We start from the raw sequence: 10,473 nt of genomic DNA on the forward strand, positions 1-10,473 counted from the left end.
GTGTGTTGCGGTTGAATCATTCGTCGAAATCGTCGCGGTCGTCGGGCCGGTCAGGGGGGTCGAGTCCGGCCGGACCCCCGAGCCCCTCGAGGTGCGAGAGGTCGAGCCGGTCGGGGCTGGTGCGGGCCAGCGCATTCTCCATCGCCGAGCGCATCAGGGGGGCGATCACGGCCCCCGGATGTTCGATCCCGATCCCCGAGAGCAGCCCGGTGGCCTGCTCCACGATCGAGGTGGAGAACGCGGTCGCGGTCTCCACGGCCTCGGCGTACCGGGCCCGGTCGGCCTCCGCGACGATCACGGGCTCGCCGCCCATCTCCACGACGAGGGCCTGCCCGATCGGCAGCACCGGGGTCGGCGCGGTCACGGCGAAGTAGGTGTCGGCCAGACGGGCCAGGTCGATGCTGGTGCCGGTGAAGCTCATGGCCGGGTGAATGGCCAGGGGGATGGCGCCGCCGGCCTGCGCCGGCGCCAGCACCGCGGTGCCGTAGCGCGCCGAGGTGTGCAGCACGAGTTGTCCGGCCTGCCAGGTGCCGGTTGCGGCGAGCCCGCTGACCAGGCTCTCCAGCTGGGCGTCCGGTACCGCGATGATGACCAGTTCGCTGCGCTCGACCAGTTCGGGCACGCTGAGGATCGGCACGAACGGAAGGATGGCCTCCGCCCGGTCGCGGCTGGCCTGGGAGATCGCGGAGATTCCGACGATGGCGTGGCCGGCGCCGGCGAGGGCGGCGCCGAGGATGGGGCCGACGTGGCCGGCCCCGATGATGCCGATTCCGAGGCGGCCGGGACGCTGGCTCATTCGAGGGCTCCGTTCGGGAGGTTCCAGTGGTGGGTGGTGTCCGCTTGGGCGGACGTGATCGCTCCGGACGAGACCTGCTCGAACAACGCCACGGCTTCGCCCGCGTCGAGCACGCTGAGGGTCGCCACCACCGGTCCGGCGACGGTGTGCAGGCGCGCGGAGGCGAGGCGCAGCATCCGTTCGACCGGGCCCTGGTTGATGCCCACGCTCTGCAGCCGGGCCAGAGGAACGAGGATCAGCTCCCGGGAGAGCACGCCGCGGCGGAGCAGGGCGACCCCCTCGGAGAGGGCGTAGCCGGTGCGGCGCCAGGAGAACGGCAGCAGCCAGGCGGCGCGGCGCGGCGCGTTCGTGAAGCCGTCGTCGCCCCCCGTGGAGCGGAGCCCCCGCTCGATCAGGGCCTGCTGAGGCGCGGAGTCGAACCCCGGCAGGATCAGTTCGAGTACCCGGGCGACGTCGGCGAGCGTGCCCACCGGCAGCGTCGTGGTGTCGGCCTCGCCGCCGGCGCCCTTGTTCGTGGAGTGGCCGGCCGTGTTGATGTGCACCTGCCACCAGCCGAACGGGCGCCAGAGGATGGGCTGGGAGACACGGATGGCGTGGATGCGGCCCGGCGGCAGGGTCTCGTTGCTGGTGGTCAGCAGGCCGAACCCGACCCGCACGCCGTCGGCGGTGCCGGCGATGCTGTAGCGCAGCGACCTGGTGACGCGGGAGAAGTAGAAGCTGACGCTCGCGATCAGGCCCGGCAGGATGACCACGAGCAGCCAGCCGCCGGTGTCGGCGGTCCAGCCGAAGACGGCCAGGGCGATGGCCGCCAGGACCAGGAAGACCGTGAACCTGCTGAAGAGGACGGAGCCGATCAGCCGTCCGGGCGGGATCCGCACGACGGATTCCGGCGGCGCCGCGTCGGGGTCAAGCTCGGGAGCGAAGAAGTCGGCGGCCCGGTGGGCGGCGAACGCGCCGAGCCCGGCCGGGGTTCCCGCGCCGGGGACCACGGCGGCGGCACCCTCGAGGGGAGCGGCGGCGCCCGGCTGCACCGGCGCGGGCTGCCGCAGACCTGACGCGAGGCGAAGGATGTCCCGGCGCAGCTGGTCCGCGTTGGCCGACCCCAGGTAGGCGAGCTGCACGTTCGCGTCCTGGCCGGCCACGCTCACCTCGAGCTTCGCGGCTCCGAACAGGCGCGGCACGAAGGGGCGCACGATGTTGACGCCCTGGATCCGGTCGAGGCGGGCACGGCGGTTGCTGCGGAAGACCAGGCCGCTGCGCACCTCGACCACCTCGCCGGTGACCCGGAAGGTGTGCATGCGCCAGGACAGGTAGAAGCCCGCCAGGATCGCGATCAGCACGGCCGTGAGTCCGAGCAGGGCCCAGCCGACGGCGCCGCGCTCGAGGATCTCGTCGATCGGGTCACCGCCGTAGCGTGGAACCCCCAGGAAGAAGTCGACCAGGCGTTCGCGCAGGTTCGCGACGATGAAGCCGAGCACCGCGACGATGAAGATTCCGCCGCGCAGCAGGGGGCTGGCCGGGTGCAGCCGGTGCCACTCCCCGTCGGCCAGCTCGGTCACAGTCCGGCCCGACGGCTCTCGGCCAGTTCGACGAGAGCGTCGCGCAGGCTCTCCGCATCCGCCTCGGTGAGCCCGGGGATGAGGACTCCGGAAGAGGCGGCGGCCGTCACGAACTTGAGGTCGGCGAGTCCCAGCCGGCGCGCGATCGGTCCGCGGGTGATGTCGACCAGCTGCATCCGCCCGTAGGGAACCGACACGAACCGGGTGAACATGATGCCCCGCCGGAAGAGCAGGTCGTCCTGGCGCAGCTGGTAGCCGATGGCGCGCACCCGGCGCGGTTCGAACGCGACCGTGACCGCCGTGATCACGATGATGGCCGCGAGCAGGTACGGCGCCCACTGCACGTCCGCGACCAGCCACAGCGCGGAGGCTGCGGCGCACAGGGCCAGGCCGAAGAGCACCGTCCCGACGATCTCCACCACCACGTACCTGGGCGAGACGCGCTTCCACTCACCCGCCTCGGGCAGGTCCAGTCGTCCGGCGGTCTCAGGCACGTATTCCGCCCTGCTCGTCGTCCTCGTCGTCCGGGGGGAGCGTGCAGAAGTGCTCGGCGACGAGACAGAGGGTCAGCAGGATCGCGGCCCCGAGCGCCATCCCGAGTGCGGACCAGACCGACGTTGCCGCCGGCATCACGGACCGGGTCAGGGCGTAGAGCACGATGCCGAGGCCGAAGCCGAGCATCAGCGCCCCGCTCAGCGCTGAGGCCTTCGCCAGGACGGCAACGCGCATGGCGAGGAAGGGGTTGACGTGCCGGCGCACCTTGCCCCGGGTCGCCTGCCGGATCGGCCACGCCAGCGCCACCACGGCGATGGCGATGCCGACCAGGGCCACCGGCAGCGTGGCCGGGGGCAGGACCATCGCGGCCCCGGTCGCCGCCGAGGTGATTTCGACCAGGAAGCCGACGACCAGGCCCAGCATGGTCAGGGCGATGACGGGTGTCGCGCGGGTGCGCTTCACCGGGCGCCGCCGATGTCGTGCGGCAGACGGTAGGGCCGCACCGTGGAGCCGACGGCGGCGAGCAACGCGCGCACCGTGCCGTGCCCCGGCAGGACGGCCTCGGGGTCGAGGTCCAGCCACGGGGCCAGCACGAAGTCGCGCTCCCAGGCCCGAGGGTGCGGGAGGGTCAGGCGGGCGTCATCGATTTCGAGGTCGTCGAAGGCGATGATGTCGATGTCCAGGGTGCGATCACCCCACCACTCGGCGCGCACCCGGCCGTGGTCGTTCTCGATGGCGTTCACGGCGTCCAGCAGGGTGTGCGGGTCGCCGTCGTAACGGATGCCCACCACCAGGTTGAGGTACCGGGGCGCGTTCTCGTCGACGCCGTGCGGCTTCACCGCGACCGATTCGTACACCGGGGACACGGCGGTCAGCTCGAGCCCGTGAATCCCGGCCAGCTCGTTCACGGCCGCCGCGAGGGTGGCCGCCCGGTCGCCGAGGTTGCTCCCGAGGGCCAGCAGCGCCGGCTGCCCGCTCATTCGCGGGTCCGCAGGATCTGCACCGCGACATCCGTGAACGGCACGGAGATCGGCGCCTGCGGCTTGTGCACCGTCACCTGCACCCGCTCGGCCACGTCGTGGGCCAGGACCACGGCGGCGATGCGCTCGGCCACGGTTTCGATCAGGTCGACCGGGTTGTGCCGGGCTGCATCGGTGACCTCGACGGCGAGTTCGCCGTAGTGGATGGTCTGGGTCACGTCGTCGGACGCCGCGGCCCGCTGCAGGTCGAGCCAGACCGTCACGTCGATGACGAAGTCCTGACCGTTCTCACGCTCGAAGTCGTAGACGCCGTGATGCGCGTTGACTCGGAGCCCGGTCAACGTGATGGAGTCGCTTCTCATAGTTCCATTGTGGCCGAGTCGACCAGTGCGAGCACGTTCAGTGCCGTGCGCGTCGCCGCGACGTCGTGCACGCGAACCGCCCAGGCGCCGGCCTGGGCCGCCAGCACGCTGACCACCGCGGTCGGCAGGTCGCGCTCGGAGAGGCCGACGTCGGCGGGGAGCGCCCCGGCCAGGAACCGTTTCCGGGACGCGCCCACCATCACGGGAAGCCCCAGGTCGGCGAAGGACGTCAGGTGCGCGAGCAGTTGCCAGTTGTGCTCGGGCAGTTTCGAGAAGCCCAGACCGGGGTCGAGCACGATGTTGCCCCGCAGCACGCCGGCCTCGGTGAGCGCCTCCACCCGGGCGGAGAGTTCGGCGCGCACGTCGGCGACGACATCGCCGTACCGGGCCAGCGCGTCCATCTTCCGGGCGTGTCCGCGCCAGTGCATGGCCACGTAGGTGAGCCCGCTGTCCGCAGCGACGGATGCCATCACCGGGTCGGCCAGTCCCCCGGAGACGTCATTGATGACGCTCGCGCCGGCGGCGGCGGCCGCCGCGGCGGTGCCGGAGTTGAGGGTGTCCACACTGATCCGGAGACCCTGGCGGGCCAGTTCGGTGATCACCGGGATGATCCGGGATTGCTCCTCGGCGGGCGAGACGCGGCCGGCGCCGGGGCGAGTGGACTCGCCGCCCACATCGATCAAATCGGCCCCCTCGCCCGTGAGCGCGAGGGCGTGGGCGATGGCGGCATCCGTGGAGGCCCACTTCCCGCCGTCGCTGAAGGAGTCCGGGGTGACGTTGAGCACCCCCATCACCAGGGTCCTCGGCGGGGTCGGCGCCGACGAATGCGGGGGCGTCACCGCCCGGCCCCGATCAGGGCCATGATCTCGGCGCGCGCGGCGGGCTCGGACAGCTCGCCGCGGCTGGCCATGGTGACGGTCGAGCTGGCGGACTGCCTCGGGCCGCGGGCGGTCACGCAGCCGTGCACGGCGTCGAGGACCACGAGCACCCCGCGCGGCCGGAGCCCCGTGTGCAGGGCCTCGGCGATTTCCTCGGTCAGCCGCTCCTGCAGCTGGGGCCGGGTGGCCAGGGTGTCGACCACGGCGGGCAGCTTGCCCAGCCCGACGACGCGTTCGTCGGGCAGGTAGGCGAGGTGGGCGGTGCCGAGGAACGGCAGCAGGTGGTGTTCGCAGACCGACCGGAAGGCGATGTCCCGCAGCAGCACGAGCTCGCCCGTGTGGGGTCCCACCGGGATGGTGTCGCGCAGGTGGTCGACCGGGTCGACGTCGAGCCCCGCGAAGAATTCAGCGTAGGACTCCGCTACCCGCCGGGGCGTCGCCTCGAGCCCCGGCCGGGCGACATCCTCGCCGATTGCGGCGATGATCTCGGCGACCGCGGCTTCGATCCGCGCCCTGTCTACTGCCACCGGCGCGACCTAGGCGGTGGCGGGACGGGGGCTGCGGGCCGGCGTGCGGGCCGGCTTGCTCGCGACGGCGTCGCCGTCGAGCACGCCGGTCGGGGCGGAGATCTTGGGTGCCGGCATCGGGATGGGAGGCTGGTCGGAGACGGGGCGCTTGTCGCTGGACAGCCACTGCGGCCGGGTCGGGAGCTTGACGACGCCCTCGAAGATATCGGCCAGCGCGTGCTGGTCGAGCGTTTCGTGCTCGAGCAGCGCCGCGGCCAGCCGGTCCAGGATCTCCCGGTTGGTGTTCAGCACCTCGTAGGCCTCGTCGTGCGCGTCTTCGAGGAGCTGGCGCACCTCGGCGTCGACGCTCTCGGCGACCCTTTCGGAGTAGTCGCGCTGGTGGCCCATGTCGCGGCCGAGGAAGACCTCACCGGATCCCTGGCCCAGCTTGAGCGGGCCGACGGCCGAACTCATCCCGAACTCGGTGACCATCTTGCGGGCTGTGGACGTGGCCTTCTCGATGTCATTCGAGGCACCGGTGGTGGGGTCGTGGAAGATGATCTCCTCGGCCACCCGGCCGCCCATGGCGTAGGCGAGCTGGTCGAGCAACTCATTGCGCGTGACGGAGTAGCGGTCTTCGACCGGCATCACCATCGTGTAGCCGAGGGCGCGACCGCGGGGCAGGATCGTGATCTTCGTCACCGGGTCGGTGTTGCGCATCGCGGTCGCGACCAGCGCGTGGCCGCCCTCGTGGTACGCGGTGATCAGTTTTTCCTTGTCGCGCATGACCCGGCTGCGGCGCTGCGGACCCGCCATCACCCGGTCGACGGCCTCGTCCAGGGCGCGGTTGTCGATCAGCTGGGCGTTGGAGCGGGCCGTCAGCAAGGCGGCCTCGTTCAGCACGTTGGCCAGGTCGGCGCCGGTGAAGCCGGGAGTCTTGCGGGCCAGCACCTCGAGGTCGACGCCGGGGGCCATGGGCTTGCCCTTGGAGTGCACCTCGAGGATGCGCTTGCGTCCGAGCATGTCGGGGGCGTCCACGCCGATCTGACGGTCGAACCGGCCGGGGCGCAGCAGCGCCGGGTCGAGGATGTCCGGACGGTTCGTCGCAGCGATCAGGATGACGTTGGCCTTGACGTCGAAGCCGTCCATCTCGACCAGGAGCTGGTTGAGGGTCTGCTCACGCTCGTCGTGACCGCCGCCCATGCCGGCGCCGCGGTGGCGCCCGACGGCGTCGATTTCGTCGATGAAGATGATGGCCGGGGCATTTTCCTTGGCCTGCTGGAACAGGTCGCGCACGCGGCTCGCGCCGACGCCGACGAACATCTCGACGAAGTCGGAACCGGAAATGGCGTAGAAGGGCACGTTGGCCTCACCGGCCACGGCGCGGGCGAGGAGAGTCTTTCCGGTGCCGGGAGGGCCGTAGAGCAGAACGCCCTTCGGGATGCGCGCGCCGACGGCCTGGAACTTGGCCGGTTCCTTGAGGAAGTCCTTGATCTCTTCGAGTTCTTCGATCGCCTCGTCGGCGCCCGCGACATCCGCGAACGTGACCTGGGGGCTCTCCTTGGAGACGAGCTTGGCCTTGGACTTGCCGAACTGCATGACCTTGTTGCCCCCTCCCTGCATGCCGGAGAGCATCAACCAGAAGAACACGCCGATCAGCAGCAGCGGCAACAGGATCCCGAGCAGGGACAGGAACCAGCTCGATTTGGGCACCTCGTCGGTGAAACCGTTCTTCGGGTCTGCGTTCGTGACGGCGGTGATGATCTCCTCGCCGCGCGGGGCGACGTAGTAGAACTGCACCTCGCTGCCGAGTTTCGGATCGGCCTTGGTCAGGGTCAGGTCGACGCGCTGCTCGCCGTCGACGATCTTGGCCTCGGAGACCTTCCCGTCCTTGAGGAACTCGAGCCCCTGTTGGGTCGAAATCTCTTTGAATCCCGACATGGTAATGAGGCTCGACCCTACCCAGACGGCAACAAATGCCAGCAGAATGTAGAGGAGCGGCCCGCGCAGTAGCTTCTTGACGTTCATCGTGGTCACAGGCTACCTTGCCGCCACTGAGCGGGAACCGTGTGTTCGCCCAAAGCGCTATGTGTGTCAGCGCCAGGGTGTCAGCGCTCCGTGCGGGTCAGGCGTAGATGTGCGGGGCGAGCACGCCGACCGAGCGCAGGTTGCGGTAGCGCTCGTCAAAGTCGAGGCCGTAGCCGACGACGAACTGGTTCGGGATGTCGAATCCGAGGTACTTCACGTCGATGTCGACGCGAGCCGCGGCGGGCTTCCGCAGCAGCGCGCAGATCTCGACGGATTCGGGTCCGCGCGACTTGAGGTTGGCGAGCAGCCAGGAGAGCGTCAGCCCGGAGTCGATGATGTCCTCGACGATCAGGACGTTCCGCCCGTGCAGGTCGGTGTCAAGGTCCTTGAGGATGCGGACGACGCCGCTGGACTGCGTGCCGGAGCCGTAGGAGCTCACCGCCATCCAGTCCATCGTGATCGGGTGCACGAGTTCGCGGGCCAGATCCGCCATGACCATGACCGCGCCCTTGAGAACGCCGACCAGCAGCAGGTCCTTGCCGGCGTAGTCCTTCTCGATCACGCGACACAGCTCGGCGAGCCTGGCCCGGATCTGCTCCTCATCGATCAGAATCTCGGTGAGGTCGCCTTCAATGTCGCGGGGTTCCATGGGAGCGGGATGTTCCTTTGCTTGGAGTGTGTCCAGGCGCGGCGAAAATCAGCCAACCGTCCTGCCGTACAACTCTAACGCCTGGCAGGTCCAGCGCCTTCTGTCCGTGCCAGTCGGTGACCAGCCGAAGCGCGGCCAGCGTGTGCACCCGTTCCAGGGATGCGCCGAATTCGCGCTCTACCGCGAAACGGATGATCCGCTGCCGCAGCGCGGGCGGGTTCGCTTCCAGCCCGCTCACCGCCAGCCGCACGCCGCCCGTACTTAGTTCGCAGAGCTCCTCGGCCCGCTGCCGGGCCAGGTCGTCCAGGGCGCCGGAGTCCTCCCTCAGGTGGTCGGCCGTGCGCGCGAGCGCCTCGGCGACGCCCGGGCCCAGTTCGTCCTCGAGCAGCGGCAGCACGGTGTGCCGCACCCGCACCCGCGCGAATCTTCGATCGAGATTATGGGGGTCCTGCCAGGGCGTCAGTCCGACGTCGAGGCAGAACCGGCGCGTCACGGCTCGGCGAATGCCCAGCAGCGGCCGCAGGAACGGCCCGCTGACGGCGCTCATCCCCTGCAGGCTGGTCGGGCCGGAGCCCCGCGCCAGCCCGAGCAGCACGGTCTCGGCCTGGTCGTCGAGGGTGTGGCCGAGCAGCACGTGGCTCGCACCGGTCTCCGCCAGCGCCCGGTCGAACGCCGCGTACCGCGCCTGGCGGGCGGAGGCCTCCGGCCCGCCGGCACCCGCGCCTTCGTCGACGGTGACCCGCAGGGTGAGCACCGGGTCGAGGCCGAGCGCACCGGCCTGACGGGCCGCCTCGGCGGCGACCTCGGCCGAGCCGGCCTGCAGCGCGTGGTCGACGATGACCGCCCCGGCGCCCAGGCCGGCGCGCGACGCCTCGAAGGCGGTGGCGGCGGCGAGGGCGAGCGAGTCGGCTCCCCCGCTCAGCCCGACCAGCACGAGACCGGCCTCGGGGAGCAGCTCACGCACCATCCGCCGCACATCGGCGATGGCCGGGCTGAGCCTCGGACGGCGGGGGGACTCCATCCAGTAACGTTAGCGGCAGACTTTGATCAAGGGAGAAACAGGCCATGGCCGCATACGACGCAGTAATCGAAATCCCCCGTGGGAGCCGTAACAAGTACGAGGTCGACCACGAGACCGGCCGGGTCTACCTGGACCGGGTGCTCTACACGAGCTTCGTCTACCCGACCGACTACGGCTTCTTCGAGAACACCCTCGGCCTGGACGGCGACCCGGTCGACGTTCTCGTGCTGCTCGACTTCCCGCTCTTTCCGGGCGTCGGGCTCTCCGTGCGTCCGGTCGGCGTGTTCAACATGACGGATGACGGCGGCTCAGACGCGAAGGTCATCGCCGTTCCGGCCGGCGACCCGCGCTGGGACCACATCCAGGATGTCAAGGACATCCCGGAGTACACGCGCAAGGAAATCGAGCACTTCTTCGAGCACTACAAGGACCTCGAACCCGGCAAGTGGGTCAAGACCGAGGGCTGGGGCGACGCCGCCGAAGCCGACCAGATCGTGCGCGACGGGATCGAGAAGCTGGCGACCGAGGGCCACTAGCCTCCGCTCCTCCAACACCCACACACACTCGCCGAACCGTGAGAAAAGCCCCTTCCCGGAGTCCGGGAAGGGGCTTTTCTCACGGTTCGGCGTAGAAGGGCCGGCCGGATGAGGGGTCGGGGTCAGCCGGTGGGCCGGCCGACGTACGGGGCTACGTCCCCGGGCGACCAGATGCTGTGGATGCGCACCGGCTTGCCGACGTCCGGAGCCTCGAGCACCTGCCCGCCGCCCACGTAGATGGCCACGTGGTAGTAGTCGCCGCCGCCGCCCCAGAAGACGAGGTCGCCGCGCTGAACCTGGCTGAACGACACCAGCCGGCCCTGGTTGGCCATCGTGCGGTACTGCGCGGTCGCCGAATGCGGCCCGACGTAGACGCCGGCCGCACCGTAGGCGGCCTTGGTCAGGCCGGAGCAGTCCCAGACGTCGGGACCGGATCCGCCCAGTTGGTAGCGGTCGCCGAGCTGCTGACGGGCGAAGTTCAGTGCCGTGTCGACGGCGCTCGCGTTGGGGGTCGGTGCCGAGGCGGCCGGCTGAGCCGGCGCAGGTGCGGGTGCCGGCGCAGGTGCCGGCGCAGGTGCGGGTGCCGGCGCAGGAGCAGGAGCCGGAGCCGGCGCAGGAGCCGGAGCCGGAGCAGCCGGCTTAGCCGCAGCGGGAGCCGGCTGG

General features: G+C 70.5%; 13 protein-coding genes. 1 reads left to right on the forward strand and 12 read right to left on the reverse strand.

The features are described 5' to 3' along the window. Positions 1–16: 16 nt before the first annotated feature. The 11 genes from E3T37_RS11105 to tilS all read right to left on the reverse strand — a co-directional run bounded on the left by E3T37_RS11105 (position 17) and on the right by tilS (position 9,274). Positions 17–796: a Rossmann-like and DUF2520 domain-containing protein gene (locus E3T37_RS11105; RefSeq protein ID WP_134366839.1), complete on the reverse strand. Its 780-nt coding sequence runs from the start codon at positions 794–796 to the stop codon at positions 17–19. Further along, the gene (locus E3T37_RS11110; RefSeq protein ID WP_134366840.1) at positions 793–2,355 is read right to left on the reverse strand and encodes a PH domain-containing protein; all 1,563 of its coding nucleotides are present in this window, start codon (positions 2,353–2,355) and stop codon (positions 793–795) included. Before E3T37_RS11110 ends, E3T37_RS11105 begins: the two co-directional genes overlap by 4 nt. After that, complete coding sequence (locus tag E3T37_RS11115; protein ID WP_134366841.1) at positions 2,352–2,849, reverse strand: PH domain-containing protein; 498 nt, start codon at positions 2,847–2,849, stop codon at positions 2,352–2,354. The genes E3T37_RS11110 and E3T37_RS11115 overlap by 4 nt, the downstream gene beginning before the upstream one ends. After that, a complete protein-coding gene (locus E3T37_RS11120) occupies positions 2,842–3,312 on the reverse strand; it encodes a DUF3180 domain-containing protein (protein ID WP_134366842.1) in 471 nt (156 codons plus the stop codon). The genes E3T37_RS11115 and E3T37_RS11120 overlap by 8 nt, the downstream gene beginning before the upstream one ends. Further along, complete coding sequence (folK, locus tag E3T37_RS11125) at positions 3,309–3,830, reverse strand: 2-amino-4-hydroxy-6-hydroxymethyldihydropteridine diphosphokinase (protein WP_134366843.1); 522 nt, start codon at positions 3,828–3,830, stop codon at positions 3,309–3,311. The genes E3T37_RS11120 and folK overlap by 4 nt, the downstream gene beginning before the upstream one ends. Continuing rightward, the gene (gene folB / locus E3T37_RS11130; RefSeq protein WP_134366844.1) at positions 3,827–4,192 is read right to left on the reverse strand and encodes a dihydroneopterin aldolase; all 366 of its coding nucleotides are present in this window, start codon (positions 4,190–4,192) and stop codon (positions 3,827–3,829) included. Before folB ends, folK begins: the two co-directional genes overlap by 4 nt. Then, positions 4,189–4,983: a dihydropteroate synthase gene (folP, locus tag E3T37_RS11135; RefSeq protein WP_134366845.1), complete on the reverse strand. Its 795-nt coding sequence runs from the start codon at positions 4,981–4,983 to the stop codon at positions 4,189–4,191. Before folP ends, folB begins: the two co-directional genes overlap by 4 nt. Before the next feature lie 44 nt (positions 4,984–5,027). Then, positions 5,028–5,597: a GTP cyclohydrolase I FolE gene (gene folE, locus E3T37_RS11140; protein ID WP_134366846.1), complete on the reverse strand. Its 570-nt coding sequence runs from the start codon at positions 5,595–5,597 to the stop codon at positions 5,028–5,030. A gap of 9 nt (positions 5,598–5,606) precedes the next feature. After that, on the reverse strand, positions 5,607–7,604 hold the full coding sequence (gene ftsH / locus E3T37_RS11145) for an ATP-dependent zinc metalloprotease FtsH (protein WP_134366847.1): 1,998 nt from the start codon (positions 7,602–7,604) through the stop codon (positions 5,607–5,609). A 97-nt stretch (positions 7,605–7,701) separates the two neighbouring features. Continuing rightward, positions 7,702–8,253, reverse strand: coding sequence for a hypoxanthine phosphoribosyltransferase (gene hpt / locus E3T37_RS11150; protein ID WP_134366848.1), 552 nt, complete (start codon positions 8,251–8,253; stop codon positions 7,702–7,704). After that, positions 8,234–9,274: a tRNA lysidine(34) synthetase TilS gene (gene tilS / locus E3T37_RS11155; RefSeq protein ID WP_134366849.1), complete on the reverse strand. Its 1,041-nt coding sequence runs from the start codon at positions 9,272–9,274 to the stop codon at positions 8,234–8,236. Before tilS ends, hpt begins: the two co-directional genes overlap by 20 nt. Positions 9,275–9,318: 44 nt before the next feature. Between tilS and ppa the strand changes: the two genes are divergently transcribed. Beyond that, the gene (gene ppa, locus E3T37_RS11160) at positions 9,319–9,810 is read left to right on the forward strand and encodes an inorganic diphosphatase (protein ID WP_134366850.1); all 492 of its coding nucleotides are present in this window, start codon (positions 9,319–9,321) and stop codon (positions 9,808–9,810) included. 122 nt (positions 9,811–9,932) lie between these two features. Here the strand turns inward: ppa and E3T37_RS11165 are convergent. Beyond that, on the reverse strand, positions 9,933–10,473 hold a 541-nt coding region (locus tag E3T37_RS11165; RefSeq protein WP_174844096.1), incomplete at its 5' end, for a C40 family peptidase.

The sequence above is a fragment of the Cryobacterium sp. TMT2-10 genome, from assembly GCF_004403075.1.
GTDB lineage: Bacteria > Actinomycetota > Actinomycetes > Actinomycetales > Microbacteriaceae > Cryobacterium > Cryobacterium shii.

What these genes read in the sequence shown, in the direction of transcription:
- E3T37_RS11105 (WP_134366839.1), bottom strand. Translation starts at nt 796, where the DNA reads ATGAGCCAGCGTCCCGGCCGCCTCGGAATCGGCATCATCGGGGCCGGC.
- folK (WP_134366843.1), bottom strand. Translation starts at nt 3,830, where the DNA reads ATGAGCGGGCAGCCGGCGCTGCTGGCCCTCGGGAGCAACCTCGGCGAC.
- folB (WP_134366844.1), bottom strand. Translation starts at nt 4,192, where the DNA reads ATGAGAAGCGACTCCATCACGTTGACCGGGCTCCGAGTCAACGCGCAT.
- folP (WP_134366845.1), bottom strand. Translation starts at nt 4,983, where the DNA reads ATGGGGGTGCTCAACGTCACCCCGGACTCCTTCAGCGACGGCGGGAAG.
- ftsH (WP_134366847.1), bottom strand. Translation starts at nt 7,604, where the DNA reads ATGAACGTCAAGAAGCTACTGCGCGGGCCGCTCCTCTACATTCTGCTG.
- hpt (WP_134366848.1), bottom strand. Translation starts at nt 8,253, where the DNA reads ATGGAACCCCGCGACATTGAAGGCGACCTCACCGAGATTCTGATCGAT.
- tilS (WP_134366849.1), bottom strand. Translation starts at nt 9,274, where the DNA reads ATGGAGTCCCCCCGCCGTCCGAGGCTCAGCCCGGCCATCGCCGATGTG.
- ppa (WP_134366850.1), top strand. Translation starts at nt 9,319, where the DNA reads ATGGCCGCATACGACGCAGTAATCGAAATCCCCCGTGGGAGCCGTAAC.